General features: G+C 64.3%; 12 protein-coding genes and 1 riboswitch. Of the genes, 10 read left to right on the forward strand and 2 right to left on the reverse strand.

Annotation, left to right across the window (positions count from 1 at the left end):
* The first annotated feature begins 361 nt into the window (after nucleotides 1-361).
* The 8 genes from ABD866_RS06040 to ABD866_RS06075 all read left to right on the forward strand — a co-directional run bounded on the left by ABD866_RS06040 (nucleotide 362) and on the right by ABD866_RS06075 (nucleotide 10,060).
* Nucleotides 362-3,148: a type I restriction endonuclease subunit R gene (locus ABD866_RS06040; RefSeq protein WP_345062163.1), complete on the forward strand. Its 2,787-nt coding sequence runs from the start codon at nucleotides 362-364 to the stop codon at nucleotides 3,146-3,148.
* Complete coding sequence (locus ABD866_RS06045) at nucleotides 3,145-4,533, forward strand: restriction endonuclease subunit S (RefSeq protein WP_345062165.1); 1,389 nt, start codon at nucleotides 3,145-3,147, stop codon at nucleotides 4,531-4,533. Before ABD866_RS06040 ends, ABD866_RS06045 begins: the two co-directional genes overlap by 4 nt.
* A 10-nt stretch (nucleotides 4,534-4,543) precedes the next feature.
* Nucleotides 4,544-5,716 (forward strand): AAA family ATPase, encoded by a 1,173-nt coding sequence (locus tag ABD866_RS06050; RefSeq protein ID WP_345062168.1) that lies wholly within the window; start codon nucleotides 4,544-4,546, stop codon nucleotides 5,714-5,716.
* Nucleotides 5,713-6,156, forward strand: a complete 444-nt coding sequence (locus ABD866_RS06055) for a hypothetical protein (protein WP_345062170.1) — start codon at nucleotides 5,713-5,715, stop codon at nucleotides 6,154-6,156. The genes ABD866_RS06050 and ABD866_RS06055 overlap by 4 nt, the downstream gene beginning before the upstream one ends.
* 9 nt (nucleotides 6,157-6,165) lie before the next feature.
* On the forward strand, nucleotides 6,166-7,032 hold the full coding sequence (locus ABD866_RS06060) for a GIY-YIG nuclease family protein (RefSeq protein WP_345062172.1): 867 nt from the start codon (nucleotides 6,166-6,168) through the stop codon (nucleotides 7,030-7,032).
* Nucleotides 7,033-7,174: 142 nt separating this feature from the next.
* Nucleotides 7,175-7,873, forward strand: coding sequence for a CoA transferase family protein (locus ABD866_RS06065; RefSeq protein WP_345062174.1), 699 nt, complete (start codon nucleotides 7,175-7,177; stop codon nucleotides 7,871-7,873).
* Nucleotides 7,866-8,567 (forward strand): hypothetical protein, encoded by a 702-nt coding sequence (locus tag ABD866_RS06070; RefSeq protein WP_345062176.1) that lies wholly within the window; start codon nucleotides 7,866-7,868, stop codon nucleotides 8,565-8,567. The genes ABD866_RS06065 and ABD866_RS06070 overlap by 8 nt, the downstream gene beginning before the upstream one ends.
* On the forward strand, nucleotides 8,564-10,060 hold the full coding sequence (locus tag ABD866_RS06075; RefSeq protein WP_345062178.1) for a type I restriction-modification system subunit M: 1,497 nt from the start codon (nucleotides 8,564-8,566) through the stop codon (nucleotides 10,058-10,060). Before ABD866_RS06070 ends, ABD866_RS06075 begins: the two co-directional genes overlap by 4 nt.
* 30 nt (nucleotides 10,061-10,090) lie before the next feature.
* Here the strand turns inward: ABD866_RS06075 and hrpA are convergent, their stop codons facing one another.
* The gene (gene hrpA, locus ABD866_RS06080; RefSeq protein WP_425549552.1) at nucleotides 10,091-14,146 is read right to left on the reverse strand and encodes an ATP-dependent RNA helicase HrpA; all 4,056 of its coding nucleotides are present in this window, start codon (nucleotides 14,144-14,146) and stop codon (nucleotides 10,091-10,093) included.
* A gap of 307 nt (nucleotides 14,147-14,453) precedes the next feature.
* Nucleotides 14,454-14,626: riboswitch (FMN riboswitch) on the forward strand.
* A gap of 117 nt (nucleotides 14,627-14,743) precedes the next feature.
* On the opposite strand from hrpA, the gene ABD866_RS06085 reads away from it, so the two are divergent.
* A complete protein-coding gene (locus ABD866_RS06085) occupies nucleotides 14,744-15,268 on the forward strand; it encodes a 6,7-dimethyl-8-ribityllumazine synthase (protein ID WP_345062180.1) in 525 nt (174 codons plus the stop codon).
* 139 nt (nucleotides 15,269-15,407) lie between these two features.
* Complete coding sequence (gene argA / locus ABD866_RS06090; RefSeq protein ID WP_345062182.1) at nucleotides 15,408-16,754, forward strand: amino-acid N-acetyltransferase; 1,347 nt, start codon at nucleotides 15,408-15,410, stop codon at nucleotides 16,752-16,754.
* A 116-nt stretch (nucleotides 16,755-16,870) separates the two neighbouring features.
* Here argA and ABD866_RS06095 read toward each other — a convergent pair whose 3' ends face one another.
* The gene (locus ABD866_RS06095) at nucleotides 16,871-18,511 is read right to left on the reverse strand and encodes an HD-GYP domain-containing protein (RefSeq protein ID WP_345062184.1); all 1,641 of its coding nucleotides are present in this window, start codon (nucleotides 18,509-18,511) and stop codon (nucleotides 16,871-16,873) included.
* Nucleotides 18,512-18,588: the final 77 nt, after the last annotated feature.

The following is an 18,588-nucleotide window of genomic DNA, read 5'->3' on the forward strand; positions in this document are numbered from 1 at the left end:
GGGTGTTGGGATTGCGTGGAACTGGGGCTGGGGGCGGCGCAGAGGCAAAGCACGGGCCGTACCACCGTGCTGCCGAACTTAGCATGTCCGGCTGGTGGGCGGTGTCGGCATTGCACCGAAGCCGCGCCATCGCAGCCCGGGCCCGGGCAGCGCATCGTTTGCTATTAATTTAATAGCTGCTCGTGCTTTACTTTCCTGCCTCACAGGCCGATTTGGTCTGTCATCTGGTGGTGCATGGAGCACAGACGCATCGCCTTGTGCCGCCTTGCCCCCAGGGCCTAGCCCCTGCCGCATGGCACGGCCATTTGAAGCTAGGAGAGCCCGACTGCGCCCCCTAGAATCGTCCGCCGGAGGACACCGGATGACGCCAGAGGCCCAAGCCAGGATCACGATTGATGCGCTGCTCACGGCCGCGGGCTGGCATGTGTGCGATGTGGCCCAGGCCAACATCCACGCCGCCGTGGGCGTGGCCATACGCGAGTTTCCGCTGAGCAACGGCTTTGGCTTTGCCGACTACCTGCTCTACGTGCAGGGCAAGGCCTGCGGCGTCATTGAAGCCAAGAAGCAAGGCGCCACCCTGACCGGCGTAGAGCTGCAAAGCAGCCGCTACGCCCAGGGCCTGCCGCCTGCCCTGCCCGCCTGGCGGCGGCCGCTGCCCTTTTTGTGGGAAAGCACCGGCGTTGAAACCCACTTCACCAACGGGCTCGACCCCGAACCCCGGGCCCGCACCGTGTTTGCGTTCTTCCGGCCTGAGATGCTGCTGCAATGGCTGGCCTACCTGCCCACACAGGCCAGCAGCGGCGCAGCCCAAGGAACACCCGGCACTTTTTTGGCCCGCATGCGGGCCATGCCACCGCTCGTCACCACCTGGAGCAGCGGCGGAACGCACTACCAACTGTGGCCCGCGCAAATCAGTGCCATCACCCGGCTGGAACAAAGTCTGGCCGCCAACAAGCCCAAGGCCCTGATCCAGATGGCCACCGGCAGCGGCAAGACCTTTACCAGCATTGGCTTCATCTACCGCCTCATCAAGTTTGGTGGCGCGCGCCGCGTGCTGTTTTTGGTAGACCGTGGCAACCTGGCCCGCCAGACCAAGAAAGAATTCGACGCCTACGCCAGCCCGTACAACAACTACAAGTTTGGCGAGGAATACATCGTCCAGCACCTGCAGGGCAGCCGCATCGACACCTCTGCCCGCGTGGTCATCTGCACCATCCAGCGCATGTACAGCCTGCTCAAGGGGCGCGAACTGGCCGACGAGGCCGACGAGGAATCCACCGAACGCATTGAAAGCCTGTTCAGAGACCCCGAGCCCATTGGCTACAACCCGGCAATCCCCATCGAAACCTTCGACATCGTCGTCACCGACGAAGCCCACCGCAGCATCTACAACCTGTGGCGCCAGGTGCTCGAATACTTCGACGCCTACCTGATCGGCCTGACCGCCACGCCCAACAAGCAAACTTTTGGCTTCTTCAACCAGAACCTGGTCATGGAATACGGCCACGCACAGGCCGTGGCCGATGGGGTAAACGTGAACTACGACGTGTACCGCATCCAAACCGAAGTGGGCGAAAGCGGTGCCAAGGTCGAAAAAGGCTTCTGGCTTGAAACGCAAGACAAAGCCACTCGCCGCCGAGCCGCCTGGCAACTGGACGACGACTTTGAATACCGGCCCGAAGACCTGGACCGCGCCGTACAAACGCCCGACCAGATCCGCACCGTGGTACGCACCCTGCAGGCACGCTGGCAGGCCGACATGTTTCCGCAGCGGCAAGAGCTGCCCAAGACCTTAATCTTTGCCAAAGACGACAACCACGCTGAAAAGATTGTGGAAATCCTGCGCGAAGAGTTTGGCCGGGGCAACGAGTTTGCGCAAAAGATCACCTACCGCAGCGCCCAGGGCGGCGGCACCAGCCCCGACCAGCTCATCAAAGACTTCCGCTCCAGCTACTACCCCCGCGTGGCCGTCACCGTCGACATGATCGCCACCGGCACCGACATCAAGCCGGTGGAAATCGTCGTCTTCATGCGCAGCGTCAAAAGCCGCAGCTTCTTTGAGCAAATGAAAGGCCGTGGCGTGCGCGTGTGCAACCCCACCGACCTGGCCGCCGTGAACCCCGGCGAAGGGGTGAAGAAAGATCACTTCGTCATCGTCGATTGCGTGGGCGTATGCGAGCGCGACAAAACCGACAGCCGCCCCATGGACACCAAAAAGAGCGTGCCGCTCGACAAACTGCTGCAAGCCGTGAGCCTGGGCAACATCGAAGACGAGGTGTTGAGCAGCATTGCCGCCCGCCTGAGCAGGCTGGACAAAGACGCCAGCGACGCCGACCGCGCCAAGGTGGTGGCGCTGAGCGGCGGCAAAACCCTGCGCGACCTGGCGCGCGGCATTGTGGACGCGCTGAACATCGACGCCACGCAAGACATGCCGCCCGCCGAAGCCGAACAACGCCTGCGCGACGCAGCCAAACCCTTTGCCGCCCCCGCCCTGCGCGATCAACTGGTGCAAATGAAGCGAAAGGCCGACTTGGTCATCGACACCGTGACGCGCGACACACTCGTTCACGCAGGCTTCAGCGAAGGCAGCGACCGCGCCACCGCACTGGTGCAAAGCTTTGAAGATTTCATCAAGCAGCACAAAGACGAAATCACCGCCCTGCAAATCTTGTACAGCAGGCCCACGCGCGCGCCGCTCAAATTTGAAGACATCAAGGCCCTGGCCGACGCCCTGCACGCCCCGCCACTCAATATTGACGAGGGTGCCCTGTGGCAGGCCTACGCCACGCTGCGCAAAGGCGCTGTCAAAGGGGCCAGCCAGCGCCGCCTGCTGACGGATTTGGTCAGCCTGGTGCGCTTTGCCATGCAGCAAACCAACGAACTGGTGCCCTACCCCGAGCGCGTGCAGGCCAACTTCAAAGCCTGGCTGGCCCAGCACCAGCAAACCGGCAACCAACCGTTCACCCCGGAACAACAACACTGGCTCGAAATGATCCGCGACCACATCGCTGCCAACCTCGGCATTGAGATAGACGACTTTGAATACGCCCCCTTCAACGCCCAAGGCGGCCTGGGCAAGGTGCACCAGCTCTTTGGCGCGGGACTGCCCAAGGTGATTGAGGAATTGAATCGGGAGTTGGCGGCGTGAGTGGGTTTCCGACGATTCAGCTAGGCGAAGTGACAACAAAGGTCGGCAGCGGCTCGACACCACGAGGTGGTGAGGCCGCGTACAAGTCAACCGGCACGCCGCTTATTCGCTCCATGAATGTGCACTTCGGTGGTTTTCGCGAAGACGGGCTGGCCTACATCGACGATGACCAAGCTGCCGCCCTGCGAAACGTCGAAGTACGAGCCCGCGACGTGCTTCTCAACATCACAGGTGCATCAATTGGGCGAGTCACCATCGCGCCGCCACATATGGACGGTGCCCGCGTCAACCAACATGTTTGCATCATTCGACCAGACGACCGGCTTGAACCTTCTTTTCTTCGCTGGTTTCTTGCGTCGCCCCATCAACAGCGGCTCATCAATTCAATGGAGTCTGGTGCGACCCGTCAAGCACTGACGAAAGAAAAAATCCTGGCGTTTGAGGTTCCTTTACCGTCATTGGAAGAGCAGCGCGAAATCGTCGCTGAACTCGAAAAACAGTTCTCCCGCCTCGACGAAGCCGTCGCCAACCTCCAGCGCGTCAAAGCCAACCTCAAACGCTACAAAGCCTCCGTCCTCAAAGCCGCCGTCGAAGGCCGCCTCGTAGAAACCGAAGCCACCCTGGCCCGCCGCGAAGGCCGCACCTACGAGACCGGCGAACAGCTTTTGCAGCGGATTCTTGAGGAGCGGCGTAGATCGTGGAAAGGGCGAGGTAATTATGCAAACCCGATTCCCGTAGCTGATATTGTTGACTCTCCGCTGCCGGAGGGTTGGTCGAGCAGCACTCTGGAGTCCGTCACTGATTCGAATCGAGTCATTTGCTACGGCATTCTTATGCCCAAAGACAATGTGGACGACGGCGTGCTCTTTGTCAAAGTGCGTGACATGCGCGGCGATTCGGTTGACTTGAATGCGTTACACAAGACTTCGTATGAGATCGCTGCCAAATATGCACGGGCTTCGCTCAAGACCGGCGATATCCTGTTGTCGATTCGCGGGACGTATGGCCGTGTTGCCGTGGTGCCGCCTCTGCTGGATGGCGGCAACATCACACAAGATACAGCCCGTATCGCCGTGAGCCATGAATGCAACCCTGAATTTGTCGCTGTTTTTCTGCGATCGGAGGATGCGCAACGGTATTTCAAACGAGTTGCCCGAGGCGTCGCCGTTAAGGGTGTAAATATTGGTGATGTGCGTCCAATGCCTATCCCGATTCCGCCGCTTGCCGAGCAAAACCGAATCGTCGCCGAAGTCGACCGCCACCTGTCCATCATCCGCGAAGTCGAAGCCGAGGTCGACACCAACCTCCAGCGCGCGCAGGCGCTGCGGCAATCCACATTGGCAAAGGCATTTTCGCCAGTACCATCCAATCAAGTAGAAACTTAGAGGACCAGCCATGAAAAAGCTGACATTGCGAAACATCGGTCAAATCAAGGAAGCCAATCTGACGTTTGGCGATTTGACCGTCTTGGTCGGACCCCAGGCCAGCGGCAAGAGTGTTTCACTGCAATGGGTCAAGCTATTGCAAGACAGTGGGCTGGTACAGCACCAGTTGCACACCTACGGTCTGGACTACGACGGCAAACTTCCTGAATTTTTAGATGTGTATTTTGGTGAAGGAATGCGTTCCACTTGGCGTTCGGACAGCGAGGTTTCGGTCGACGGCAAGGCCGTTGATGTCAAAAAACGCGTCGCCCGACAGCAAACTGGCAAGCGCCAGTCGGTTTTCTTGATTCCAGCGCAAAGGGTCATGGCGCTTGCAAACGGCTGGCCAAGGCCTTTCACGGATTACAAATCTGGTGACCCCTATGCTGTGCGCGACTTTAGCGAAAACCTGCGTTTGCTGATGGAGCGGGAATTTAATGGCAGCGGCCCATTGTTTCCGCAACCCAATAGGTTGAAGGCAGACTACCGCAAGTTATTGCAGGCCAGTGTGTTTGCCGACTTCAAGCTGTCCGTAGACAAGGTGCAGTCGCAAAAGCGCCTGGTGCTTGGTGTCGGCAGCGAGTCACTGCCGTTCATGGTGTGGTCTGCGGGGCAGCGGGAGTTTGTACCGCTGTTACTGGGCTTGTATTGGCTGATGCCTCCAGGCAAGGTGTCGCGCCGTAACGATATTGAATGGGTGGTGATTGAAGAGCTTGAAATGGGCTTGCACCCGCGTGCCATATCGGTGGTGTTGTTAATCGTTTTGGAGTTGCTGACGCGTGGCTATAAGGTGATTCTGTCAACGCACTCGCCGCAGGTGCTTGAACTGGTATGGGCGCTGGAGACGTTGCGCAAGACAGGAGGTAAACCCGAAGATCTCCTGGATTTGTTTGGTGCGCCCAGAAGTGCATCGTTGAAAGACATGGCAGGTAAGGCGCTGAAAAAATCGTCCAAGGTTTACTACTTCGATCCCGCTAGCAAGGTGGTAGATGTTACAAATCTGGACCCTACGTCGCCCGTGGCGCAAGAAGCGAGTTGGGGCGGACTGTTGGAGTTCAGCGCGCGCGCCAATGAAACGGTGGCAAAAGCGGTTGCTAACTCAGCTGCCTTTGCCTCTGGCGATTTGTTCAGGGAGCGCCCATGAGCTTCAAGGCTGATGTAGTTGGTGCCTTGGGCGAAGGTACTTTTAACAAAGGGTTGGGGGCCTTGAAGCAGGTCGATGCGGTCCACGTATCCAGCGCGCGTCCGCGTGAACTGGTGGGCAGCGCGGATGTGGATACTGCGCTGGCGGCAACCCTGCCCAACGCCCATCGCTGGGACTATGTGGTGGGTAAAAGCGCGGGGGGATCAGTTACAGCACACTGGATTGAGGTTCACCCAGCCAGTTCCACAAAGAATATTGCCGAGGTCGAGAGAAAGCTGGCGTGGCTTGCGCAGTGGCTTCAGGGAAATCCTTTGGGCAAGTATCCAAAGGATGTCGTCTGGGTCGCGTCCGGCAGAAGCACCTACAACACGCGTTCACCGGCGGTGAAGGCATTGGCGGCCAAGGGATGTCGATTTGTTGGTGGGCATCTGGCGCTTTAACAAGTAGCTATGCAAACGCCATTCTCCCTCCGCATCTTCGTCGCCGACGGCGACCCCGACGGTCTGCGCATCGTCGAGAAATCCAACTGGATCGGGAAGGCGCTGGTGTTTCCGCGTGCGCTGCTGCCGCAGGTCAAGGCCCGGCCCGAGCTGGCGCAGACCGGCGTGTACCTGCTACTGGGGCCGCGCCCGGACGGCGAGGGCGACATGCTCTACGTGGGCGAGGGCGACCCCATTCGCCCCCGGCTGGAGAGCCACTATGCGCAAAAGGAGTTCTGGACCCGGGCCATCGGCTTCACCACCACCACGGCCGGGCAGCTCAACAAGGCGCATGTGCAGTTTCTGGAGTCGCGCCTCATCGCACTGGCCCGCGCCGCCAAGCGCCTGCCGCTGGACAACGCCAACCAGCCCGCCGAGCCGTCCTTGAGCGAGGCCGACCGGGCCGATATGGAAGTCTTTTTGGGCCACATGCTGGGCATGCTGCCGGTGCTGGGGGTGCATGCGTTTGAGCAAGCGCCCAAAGGCCCCGCTGCCATGGCCGCCCCGGTGCTCACCTGCAAGGGCAAGGGCGTGCAGGCCACGGGCTACGAGACGAGTCAGGGTTTTGTGGTGCGGGTGGGGTCGCAAGCTGCGGCCACCGTCACGCCCAGCTTTGCGAAGATGGCCGGCCCCAGCGAGCTGCGGGCCGACCTGCTGAAGAACGGGGTGCTGATGGCGGAAGGCGATGTGCTGAAGTTCACGCAGGACTATGTGTTTTCAGCCCCCTCGGCAGCATCGGACATCGTGCTTGGCGGTTGTACCAATGGCCGGCTCAGTTGGCGGGCAGAAGATGGCCGCACGCTGAAAGAACTGCAAGAGGCCGAGGCGGCCCAGTAGGCACCCACAGCCATTCGCTACTACTTTGATAGCTGCTCGTGCTTGTTAAATAAGCACAAGAGGCCGTTTTGACCCACAAGCTTGCAACGGCCACCAGATCAGTTTATATTCAATATTCGCGATTTGCGAATATTGAATTTTCATGCAACTCAAGCCCCAAGACTTTCTGGTCGCCCTCAAGCTCGTGGCCTGGGGTGCGCAGCGCTGGACGTATGCGCGGCTGGCGCAGGAGCTGGGCATCAGCGTGTCAGAGGCGCATGCCTGCATCAAGCGCGGCTTGTTGGCCGGGCTGTTGCTGCCCAACCGAGAGGCTGCACCGGCTGCCAGCGCGGCGGGCCCCGGTGCCCACCACATGGGCAGCGATGTGGCCGCACAAGAGCCTGTAGGCATTTACCGCGTCACCCGCAAGCGGGTACGCCGTGCGGCCCTGGCGGATGATGAGCAGGGGCCAGACGACAACCCGGTGCGCCCCCATGCCCGCAACCTGGCGGAGTTTGCCTTGCATGGGGCCAAATACGCCTTCCCGGCCGTCAAGCTGCCTTTGGTGGCCGGTGTGCCCACCAGCCACAGCGCGCCGGCCTTTGCCGGGGTGTTTGCGCCGGGCAGTACAGACTTTGTGTGGCCGCACCCCAACGGCACAGTGCGCGGTGTGGGCATAGAGCCGTTGCACCCCGCCGTGCCCTTTGCGGCCATGCAGGACGCCAAGTTGTACGACCTGCTGGCGCTGTTTGACGCACTGCGCGTGGGCAAGGCACGAGAGCGGGGCATGGCGCTGGGGCGGCTGCAGGCACTGATCGACCCCGAGTCGTCCACCCAAGCCAAAGGCCCATCGTATGGCTAACCCCAACCTGGCACTGTTGCTGGGCATTGCCCGCGCTATGGGGCCGCTGTGCGAACAGGTGGTGTTTGTGGGCGGCTGCGCCACCGGCCTGCTGGTAGACGACGCGGGCTTGATGGATGTGCGCCCCACCGAAGACGTGGACGCCATTGTGGAGGTGGCCACCTTGGGCGCTTACCACCGCCTGGCAGAGCAGCTGATGCAGCGCGGTTTTACGCAGACCCTGGCCGACAATACGCCGCCCTTTCGCTGGTTTTGGCACCGCATGCAGCTGGACTTGGTGCCGCTGGACGAAAAAGTGCTGGGCTTCGCCAACCCCTGGTACCGCGAGGGTTTCAACGCGGCGCTCACAGCCACCCTGACAGACGGGCTTGCAAACGGGTTGGTGGTGCGCCACCTGTCGGCTCCGCACTTCTTGGCGACCAAGCTCGAGGCCTTCAAAGACCGCGGCGCAAACGATGTGTACCTGAGCCACGACCTGGAAGACATCATGACCGTGCTGGAGGGCCGCGCCGCCGTGGCCCGCGAAGTGGCTGCCGCCAGTACCCCCGTGCGCCAGCACGTGGCGCAGGCAACCGCTGCGCTGCTGCAAATGCCTGCCTTCCACAACGCCCTGCCCGGCCTGTTGAGCGACCCCGAGCGCGAGCCCACCGTGAAAGTCCGGCTGGCACAGATTGCACGATTGAAAGACCGATGAACACCACTACCCACTCCCTCGTCCAGAAGCTCTGGAACTACTGCAACGTGCTGCGCGACGACGGCATGAGCTATGGCGACTATGTGGAGCAGCTCACGTACTTGCTGTTTCTGAAGATGGCGGACGAACGATCGCAGCCGCCGTACAACCAGCCCAGCATCGTGCCCGCTGAATACGCCTGGCCGACGCTAGTGGCCCGCGATGGCGACGCGCTGTTTGACCACTACCGCCATGTGCTCGAAAAACTGGGGCAAGAAAGGGGCACGCTGGGCCTGATCTTCAGCAAGGCGCAAAACAAGTTTCAAGACCCGGCCAAGTTGCGCCGCGTGATTGTGGATTTGATTGGCGCTGAGACCTGGACGATTCTCGGGGCCGACGTGAAGGGCGACGCCTACGAAGGCCTGCTGGAGCGCAATGCGCAAGACACCAAGAGCGGCGCAGGCCAGTACTTCACGCCCCGGGCGCTGATCCAGGCCATGGTGGAATGCATTGCGCCCCAACCGGCCGAACGCATTTGCGACCCGGCCTGCGGCACGGGTGGCTTTTTGTTCACGGCCCACCACTACATCACCACGCACCACAAGAACCTGACGCGCGAGCAGCTCAAGCACCTGAAGGAAAAGGCCTTTACCGGCTACGAACTGGTGCAGGCCACGGCGCGGGTGTGCGCCATGAACATGCTGCTGCACGGCATTGGCTCTGAAAAGGCCGTGCCTGTGGTGGTGGGCGACGCCCTGGCCGCAGACCCGGGCGAGCGCTACGAGGTGGTGCTGGCCAACCCGCCGTTTGGCAAGAAGAGCAGCACCGTCATCGTGGGCGAAGACGGCCGCACCAGCACCGAAAAAGACACCATCGAGCGCGACGATTTCTGGGCCACCACCAGCAACAAGCAGCTCAATTTTGTGCAGCACATCAAGACGCTGCTCACCACCCACGGCCGCGCAGCCGTGGTGCTGCCCGACAACGTGCTATTTGAGGGCGGCGCGGGCGAGACCATTCGCAAGAAGCTGCTGCACGAATGCGACCTGCACACTCTGTTGCGCTTGCCCACAGGGCTGTTCTATGCGCAGGGCGTGAAGGCGAACGTGCTGTTCTTCGACAAAAAGCCTGCCAGCGAGACGCCCTGGACCCAGCAGCTCTGGATTTACGACCTGCGCACCAACAAGCATTTCACGCTCAAGACCAACCCGCTGACGCGCGCAGACCTGGACGAGTTTGTGGCCCTGTACCGGGCCGACAACCGCCAGCAGCGCCAGGCCACCTGGACGCCCGAGACGCCCGATGGCCGTTGGCGTGCCTACCGCTACGACGAGCTGCTGGCCCGTGACAAGACCAGCCTGGACATCTTCTGGCTCAAAGACGAATCGCTGGCAGACAGCGACAACCTGCCACCGCCGGGCGTGATTGCGCGCGAGATTGTGGAAGACCTGCAGGCCGCGCTGGCGCAGTTCAGGCTGATTGCGGACGACCTGGGGGAAGCGGTCGAGGATTGAGCAGGGCGCAGGGCGCGATCCCCTGCCCCCTCAGCTCTGGATCTGCGCCCAGAGCTTGTCCAGCCGCTTCACGCTCACCGGCTGGGGCGTGCGCAGCTCTTGCGCAAAAAAGCTCACGCGCAGCTCTTCAAGCAGCCAGCGCAGCTCTTGCATGCGCACATCCACCGCGCCTTTGCGCTCGGCCACCAGGCGCCAGTAGCGCTGCTCCTGCGGGCGCAGTTCGGCCAGTTTGGCGGCGTCGCGGGCGGGGTCGGCGCGGACTTTGTCCAAGCGCAGCGTGATGGCCTTGAGGTAGCGCGGAAAGTGCGCCAGCTGTGCCCACGGCGCCTGGGCGATGAACTGCTTGGGCATCAGGCGCTGCAGTTGCTGCTGCACATCCTGCGTGGCGTCGGGGGCGTTCTTGGTGTCCTTGAGCTTGCGCGCCGCGGCCGCGTATTCGGTGAGGATGGTGGCGGCCAGGCGAGCGACTTCGTTGGCAATCAACGTCAGGCGGCCGCGGCCTTCGTCCACGCGGCGCTTGAAGCCCGCCTCGTCGGTGGGCAGGGGCTCTTGCAGAAACGCGCGGTCGAGTGCCACGTCGATGATCTGGGCGCGCAGCTCTTCCTGCGTGCCGAGCGGCATGTAGGCCACGGCCATTTTCTGCAGGTCGGGGATGTTCTTTTCGAGGTACTTGAGCGCGTCCTTGATCTGCAGCGCACACAGGCGGCGCAGGCCTGCGCGGTGCTTGGCGGCGGCCACTTCGGGCTCGTCGAACACTTCGATGGTGACAGCGTCGCCCACGTCGATGAGTGCGGGAAAGCCGATCAGCGTCTGCCCGCCCTTGCGGATTTCCATCAACTCCGGCAGCTCGCCGAAGCTCCAGCCCGTGTAGCGCTGGCCTGCGGTGGCGGCCGGGGCCGCGCTGGTGTTGCCAACGCGGGCGGGGGCGGCCGCGGTGCCAGGTTTCGTGGCCTCAACCGCTACACTTTTAGTAGCTGCTCGTGCTTGATTTTGCTGGTCTGCAGCCGATTTTGGCGCTGCATCTGCCCCACCCTGCCCCAGCTTGAGCCCCGCGAGCGCCTGGAAGGCCCCGCGCGCCTTGGCACCCCAGTCGGCCTTGAGCGCGCCCAGATTGCGGCCCTGGCCCAACTGGCGGCCGTGTTCATCGACCACGCGCAGGTTCATGAACAAATGCGGGCTGAGCATGTCGAGCTTGAAGTCGGCGCGCTTGACGTCGAGCGAGGTCTCGTCGCGCACCTGCTTGAGCAGCGCGTCCGTCAGGCTGCCCGTGCCAAAGCGCTCGGGCGCGCCCAGCAGATCGGCCAGGCGTGCGGCCGATTCGGGCAGCGGCACAAAGCGGCTGCGCGGGCGCTGCGGCAGGCTTTTAAGCAGGGCCTGGATCTTGTCCTTGAGCATGCCGGGCACCAGCCATTCGCAGCGCTCTTCGCTCACCTGGTTGAGCACGAACAGCGGCACCGTGACCGTGAGGCCGTCGCGCGCATCGCCGGGCTCGTGCAGGTAGCTGGCCGCGCAGTCCACCCCGCCCAGGCGCACGGTGCGCGGAAACGCATTGGTGGTGATGCCCGCGGCCTCGTGCCGCATGAGCTCGTCGCGCGTGAGCTTGAGCAGGTCGGGCCGGGCGCGGCTGGCTTCGCCGTACCAGCGCTCAAAGGTGGCGCCGCTGCACACGTCCTGTGGTACCTGCTGGTCATAAAAAGCGTAGATCAGCTCATCGTCCACCAGCACGTCCTGCCGGCGCGACTTGTGCTCCAGCTCCTCGACCTTGGCAATCAGCTTCTGGTTGGCGGCCAGGAAGGGCAGGCGCGTGTCCCACTCGCCCGCTACCAGCGCCTCGCGCAAGAAGATCTCGCGCGCGCCGTGGGGGTCCACCTTGCCGAAGTCCACCCGGCGGTTGTTGTAGATGACGATGCCGTAGAGCGTGGCACGCTCCAGCGCCGACACGCGCGCGGCTTTTTTCTCCCAGTGCGGGTCGAGCATCTGCTTTTTGAGCAAATGGCCACCGATCTGCTCGATCCACTGCGGCTCGATGGCGGCAATGCCGCGGCCGAACAGGCGCGTGGTTTCGACCAGCTCGGCCGCCACGATCCAGCGGCCGGGCTTTTTGTTCAGGTGCGCGCCCGGGTGCTTGTAGAACTTGATGCCGCGCGCGCCCAGGTACCAGTCGTCCTCGTCGCTCTTGCAGCCGATGTTGCCCAGCAGGCCCGCCAGCATCGAGAGGTGAATCTGCTCGTAGCTGGCCGGCTGGGTGTTGATGCGCCAGCCGTGCTCGGTCACCACCGTGAGCAGTTGCGTGTGGATGTCGCGCCACTCCCGCAGGCGGCGGATGTTGATGAAGTTCTGGCGCAGCAGCTGCTCGTACTGCCGGTTGCTGAGCTTGTGCGTGGGCGCGGCCTCGGCCGCAGGCACGGGGGCTGGTGCGGGGGCCGCCTGGCGCTGCGCCACCGGCAGCACGGCCTGCGAGGGCGCGCCTTTGCGGGCGGCGTCGCGCTGCGCGCGGGCCGACGGCAGGCTGGGCGCACCGCCTCGGGCGTCGTTGATCCACTTCCAGAGCTTGAGCGTGCTCGAAAACTCGCTCTTGTCGTCGTCGAACTTCGCATGCGCCTGGTCGGCCTGCTGCTGCGCCTCCAGTGGCCTGTCGCGCACGTCCTGCACCGACAGGGCCGAGGCGATCACCAGCACTTCGTCCAGGGCGCGGCGCTCACGCGCTTCCAGGATCATGCGGCCCACGCGCGGGTCCAGCGGAAGCTTGGACAACTCCACCCCCATGGGGGTGAGCTCGTTCGCATCGTCCACCGCGCCCAACTCACCCAGGAGCTGGTAGCCGTCGGCAATCGCACGGCCCGAGGGCGCCTCGATAAACGGGAACTGCGCCACATCGCCCAGGTGCAGCGACTTCATGCGCAGGATCACGCCCGCCAGCGAGCTGCGCAGGATTTCGGGGTCGGTAAAGCGCGGACGGCTGGCAAAGTCCGCCTCGTCGTACAGGCGGATGCAGATGCCGTTGGCCACGCGGCCGCAGCGGCCCGCACGCTGGTTGGCCGCGGCCTGGCTGATGGGCTCGACCAACAGCTGCTCGACCTTGCTGCGGAAGCTGTAGCGCTTGACGCGGGCCGTGCCGCTGTCGATCACATAGCGGATGCCCGGCACCGTGAGCGAGGTTTCGGCCACGTTGGTGGCCAGCACGATGCGCCGGCCGGTGTGGCGGTCGAACACGCGGTCTTGCTCGGCCTGCGACAGGCGCGCAAACAGCGGCAGCACCTCGGCCGCGCGCAGCACCGGGTGGTGCGACAGGTGCTTGCGCAGGTGGTCGGCGGCTTCGCGGATCTCGCGCTCGCCGGGCAGAAACACCAGGATGTCACCGGGCGCATTGCCCGCCCACAGCTCGTCCACCGCGTCGGCAATGGCGTCGTTCAGGTCGTGGTCGCGCGTTTCTTCAAACGGGCGCCAGCGCTGCTCCACCGGAAAGGTGCGGCCCGACACATAGAGGATCGGCGCCGGCACAGGTTCGCCCCCACGCTCCCCCACTGCGTGTGGGTCGCTGCCCCCCAAGGGGGCCGCGCCTGGCTTGGGACGGCCCGGCGCCGGGCGGGCAGACTCGAAGTGCTTGGCAAAACGCTCCGCGTCGATGGTGGCCGAGGTGACCACCACCTTCAGGTCGGGCCGGCGCGGCAGGATCTGGCGGATGTAGCCCAGCAGGAAGTCGATGTTGAGGCTGCGCTCGTGCGCCTCGTCGATGATCAGCGTGTCGTAGGCTTCGAGCAGCGGGTCGGTCTGCGTCTCGGCCAGCAGAATCCCGTCGGTCATCAGCTTGACCGAGGCGTTGCGCGACAGGCGGTCCTGAAAGCGCACCTTGTAGCCCACCACTTCGCCCAGCGGCGTGTTCAGCTCTTCGGCAATGCGCTTGGCCACGCTGCTGGCGGCAATGCGGCGCGGCTGGGTGTGGCCGATCAGCCGCCCCTTCTGGCCCGGGGCGGCGTTGCATTTGCCCCGGCCCAGCGCCAGCGCAATCTTGGGCAGCTGCGTGGTCTTGCCCGAGCCGGTTTCGCCACAGACGATCACCACCTGGTGCTGCGCGAGCGCGGCCATGATCTCGTCGCGCCGGCCCGAGACGGGCAGCGATTCAGGAAATTCGAGCGTGAACGGCAGTGTGGACAAGGGCAGACGGGCGCACAGGCGCGGGCAAAAACGGGGCAAAGGGAAGGCCCTGCGGACCACCGTGCCGGGCCTTCAGGCCAAGGCGGCAGGGGCGTTGCAGGCGTGCGGCAGCCGTGGCGCTGCGCAAAGGGCTGGATTATCGCGCCAAGGCCCGCCCTGCGCCGGGGCCTGGCACACCGGCGACCGGGGTCCCAGCATCCCCTGCCTACAATGCAGGCGCCGCCCACCCGGGCGGCACAAGCGTTCTCAGGGCGGGGCGAAATTCCCCACCGGCGGTGATGGCGGGCCGAGCATCCCTTGGCCTGCACAAGCCCGCGAGCGCCCGCCTGCCGGCTAGCCCGGCGGGCGGGGTCAGCAGACCCGGTGCGATTCCGGGGCCGACGGTCACAGTCCGGATGAAAGAGAGCGCGTGGCACCGCCCGTGCGGCGGCGGCCTGTGGGTGCGCGCGCCTGCAGGCGGCTGCGGCATGGGCGGGCCCGTGCGCACCCTGATTTCCTGTCCCCTTCACCGGACTTCGGAGTCAGACCATGAACCTCAAAGACTATTCCCACCCCGATCTGGGCCAGCGCCCCGATTCGATCGCGCCCATCCGCCTGCCGGCGGGCGGGCGCTATGCCTTTATTGAAGCCGCCTGGCATGCCGACATCGTGCAGCAGGCCCGTGCGGCCTTTCTGGACGAGATGGCGCGCCACGGCGTGCCGCGCGAGGCCATCGACGTGCTGGGCGTGCCCGGCGCGTTCGAGATCCCGCTGCACGCGCAAAAACTGATCGCCACCGGCCGCTACCAGGCCGTGGTGGGCTGCGCGCTGGTGGTGGACGGCGGTATCTACCGCCACGAATTCGTGGCCCAGGCCGTGATCGATGCGCTGATGCGCGTGCAGCTCGACACGGGCGTGCCCGTGATCTCGGCCGTGCTCACGCCGCACCACTTCCACGAGCATCTGGAGCACCGCAAGTACTTCCAGAACCACTTCAGCATCAAGGGCAGCGAAGCCGCCCGCGCCTGCGTGGAAACGGTGTCGAGCCTGCACCAGCTGCCCGCCGCGGCCTAGCCCCGCCACCACAGGCTGTGGCGCGCCCGGTGCTACGTACGCAGCCGCGGGGCCGCGCCAGGCCTTGCTGCGGGCGGTGTGGGCTATACACTGTGCGCCTTTCGCAGCCCACCCCGCCACCGCCCCGCTCCACTGCGCCATGTCCGCCGTCTTCAACTTCACCTTTGTGCCCTGGTTCCGGTCGGTGGCGCCCTACATCCACAAGTTTCGCAACCAGACGTTTGTGGTCGGGCTCACGGGCGAGGCCATTGCGGCGGGCAAGCTGCACAACATCGTGCAAGATCTGGCGCTGATCCAGGCCATGGGCGTGAAGATCGTCCTGGTGCACGGTTTTCGGCCGCAGGTGAACGAGCAGCTCGCGGCCAAGGGCCATGCGGCCAGGTACTCGCACGGCATCCGCATCACCGATTCGGTGGCACTCGACTGCGCCCAGGAGGCCGCGGGCCAGTTGCGCTACGAGATCGAGGCGGCCTTCAGCCAGGGCCTGCCCAACACGCCCATGGCCGGGGCCACGGTGCGCGTGATCTCGGGCAACTTCCTCACCGCACGCCCGGTGGGCATCGTCGATGGGGTGGACTTTCAACACTCGGGCCTGGTGCGCAAGGTGGACGTGGCCGGCATCATGCGCACGCTGGACATGGGTGCGCTCGTGCTGCTGTCGCCCTTCGGCTTCTCGCCCACGGGCGAAGCCTTCAACCTCAGCATGGAAGAAGTGGCCACCAGCGTGGCCATCGAGCTCAAGGCCGACAAGCTGATCTTTCTGACCGAAGTGCCGGGCATCCGCATGAACCCGCTGGAGCCCGAAGGCGAAGACAACCCCATCGACACCGAACTGCCGCTGGCCGCAGCCGAGGCGCTGCTGCGCCAGCTGCCGCGCGCCCAGCAGCCGACCGACGTGGGCTTTTATCTGCAGCATTGCGTCAAAGCCTGCAAGGCGGGCGTGGAGCGCAGCCACATCATCCCGTTTGCGCTGGATGGCTCGCTGCTGCTGGAGGTGTACGTGCACGACGGCATCGGCACCATGGTGATCGACGAAAAGCTCGAAGAACTGCGCGAGGCCACCATTGACGACGTGGGCGGCATCCTGCAGCTGATCGAGCCGTTCGAAAAAGACGGCACGCTGGTCAAGCGCGACCGCACCGAGATCGAGCGCGACATCGAGAGCTATACCGTGATCGAGCACGACGGCGTGATCTTCGGCTGCGCGGCCCTTTATCCCTACCCCGAGGGCCGCACGGCCGAAATGGCCGCCGTGACGGTATCGCCCCAGAGCCAGGGCACGGGCGACGGCGAAAAGCTGCTCAAGCGCATCGAGCAGCGCGCACGTGCCATGGGGCTCGAAAGCATTTTCGTGCTCACCACCCGCACCATGCACTGGTTCATCAAGCGCGGCTTTCAGCCGGTGGACCCAGACTGGCTGCCCGACGCGCGCAAACGCAAGTACAACTGGGACCGCCGCAGCCAGGTGCTGGTCAAGAAGCTCTGAACCCGCACCGCCGGGCGGCGCACGCCCGGCTTTCAGGCCAAATCGGCCTGCAACCCAGCAAATTTAACCACGAGCAGCTATTGATTTGATAGCAAAAAGACCTGCCGGTGGGCGGCTCAGCGGGCCAGCCACTGGGCCTGTAGGTGCTCTGGCACCGTGTCGATCTGCGCGGGGTCGAGAAACTGCTCGCCATAGCGGCGGTACACCTGCTCGCGCACAAACACCTCGAACAGGTCCGGGTCGATGTGCCCGTTGTCGCGCATGCGGGCCATGATGGCCAGCGCCTGCGACAGGCTCATGCCGCTTTTGTAGGGCCGGTCGGCGGCCGTCAGTGCCTCAAAGATGTCGGCAATGCCCATCATGCGTGCCTGCCACGACATCTGCTCGCGCGTGAGACCCCGCGGGTAGCCGCGGCCGTCCATGCGCTCGTGGTGGCCGCCCGCGTACTCGGGCACGTTGCGCAGGTGGCGCGGCCAGGGCAGCGTCTCCAGCATCTTGATGGTGGCCACGATGTGGTGGTTGATCACGTCGCGCTCGGCCTGCGTGAGCGTGCCGGAGCGGATGCTGAGGTTCTCCACCTCCTCGGCCGTGAGAAAGCTCGTGAGCACGCCGTCCGGGTTGCGCCACTGGTAGGCCGTGGCCAGGTCGCGCACGCGCTGGCGGTCAGCCTCGGGCATGACCTCCTGGCCCTGGTTGGCGCGGCGCAAAAAGGCGCGGTCGTCCTCCAGCGCCTGCAACTGCGCTTGCAGGCCAGCCTGTACCTGCGCTTCGGCCGCCGCGTCCGCCACGGGGCGCAGCGCGAGTTGCTGGCGCAACGCGGCCAGTTCGGCGTCGCGCTTGAGCACTTCCACGCGCGTGTCGATCAGCCCGATGCGGTCGTACAGCGTCTGCAGCTTGGTGGCCTTGTCCACCACATGCACGGGGGTGGTGATCTTGCCGCAGTCGTGCAGCAGCCCGGCCATCTTCAGCTCGTAGCGGTCGCGCTCGCCCATGCGAAAGTCGGCCAGCGGCCCCTCGGTGGTGCGGTCGGCGGCCTCGGCCAGCAGCATGGTCAGCGCAGGCACGCGCTGGCAGTGACCGCCGGTGTAAGGTGATTTCTCGTCGATCGCCACGTTGATCAGGTTCACGAAGGACTCGAACAGCTTTTCGAGCTGCGAGATCAGCAGCCGGTTCGTCAGCGCAATCGCCGCCTGCGAGGCCAGCGACTCGACCAGGCTCTGGTCGGTGCTGGTAAAGGGCTGCACTGCGCCGGTCTGAGGGTCGGTGGCGTTGATGAGCTGCATCACGCCGATCAGTTCGCGCTCGTGGTTCTTCATGGGCACCGTCAGAAACGAGTGCGAGCGGTAGCCCGTGCGCTCGTCAAACGCACGCGTGCCCGAGAAGTCGAAGTGCTCCTGGCAGTAGGCGTCTTCGATATTCACCGTGCGGTCGTGGATGGCCGCATAGGCCGCCACCAGCGAATCGTTGGGCTGGCCGTCCGGCAGGTGCAGCGGCAGCTCGGGAAAGCCCGTCACCTTGCCCGCCGTGCCGCCCAGGTGCAGGCCCAGCGAGGCGGTGCGCACGATCTCGAAGCGCAAAAAACGGCCGTCGTCGCTCACGCTGTAGAGCGTGCCGCCGTCGGCGCCGGTGATGGCGCGCGCGGCCTCGACGATGTTTTCGAGCAGCCGGTCGATGTCGCGCTCGCGCGAGAGCGCTGCGCCGATACCGTTGAGCTGTTCAAGCCGGCGAAACAGGTGGACGGTGGATTCCTTGCTCATGCGCGCTCGCCCCTCCGGGCAGTGGAATGATGGCCTGCGAGCGCCGATGGTAGCGGCATTGCCCCGCGCGGCACAGC

Origin of the sequence: Acidovorax lacteus, assembly GCF_039540375.1 — a bacterium.
GTDB classification, from domain to species: Bacteria; Pseudomonadota; Gammaproteobacteria; order Burkholderiales; family Burkholderiaceae_C; genus Acidovorax_G; species Acidovorax_G lacteus.

What these genes read in the sequence shown, in the direction of transcription:
- ABD866_RS06060 (WP_345062172.1), top strand. Translation starts at nt 6,166, where the DNA reads ATGCAAACGCCATTCTCCCTCCGCATCTTCGTCGCCGACGGCGACCCC.
- ABD866_RS06055 (WP_345062170.1), top strand. Translation starts at nt 5,713, where the DNA reads ATGAGCTTCAAGGCTGATGTAGTTGGTGCCTTGGGCGAAGGTACTTTT.
- ABD866_RS06075 (WP_345062178.1), top strand. Translation starts at nt 8,564, where the DNA reads ATGAACACCACTACCCACTCCCTCGTCCAGAAGCTCTGGAACTACTGC.
- ABD866_RS06085 (WP_345062180.1), top strand. Translation starts at nt 14,744, where the DNA reads ATGAACCTCAAAGACTATTCCCACCCCGATCTGGGCCAGCGCCCCGAT.
- ABD866_RS06040 (WP_345062163.1), top strand. Translation starts at nt 362, where the DNA reads ATGACGCCAGAGGCCCAAGCCAGGATCACGATTGATGCGCTGCTCACG.
- hrpA (WP_425549552.1), bottom strand. Translation starts at nt 14,146, where the DNA reads ATGGCCGCGCTCGCGCAGCACCAGGTGGTGATCGTCTGTGGCGAAACC.
- ABD866_RS06070 (WP_345062176.1), top strand. Translation starts at nt 7,866, where the DNA reads ATGGCTAACCCCAACCTGGCACTGTTGCTGGGCATTGCCCGCGCTATG.
- ABD866_RS06065 (WP_345062174.1), top strand. Translation starts at nt 7,175, where the DNA reads ATGCAACTCAAGCCCCAAGACTTTCTGGTCGCCCTCAAGCTCGTGGCC.
- ABD866_RS06050 (WP_345062168.1), top strand. Translation starts at nt 4,544, where the DNA reads ATGAAAAAGCTGACATTGCGAAACATCGGTCAAATCAAGGAAGCCAAT.
- argA (WP_345062182.1), top strand. Translation starts at nt 15,408, where the DNA reads ATGTCCGCCGTCTTCAACTTCACCTTTGTGCCCTGGTTCCGGTCGGTG.
- ABD866_RS06095 (WP_345062184.1), bottom strand. Translation starts at nt 18,511, where the DNA reads ATGAGCAAGGAATCCACCGTCCACCTGTTTCGCCGGCTTGAACAGCTC.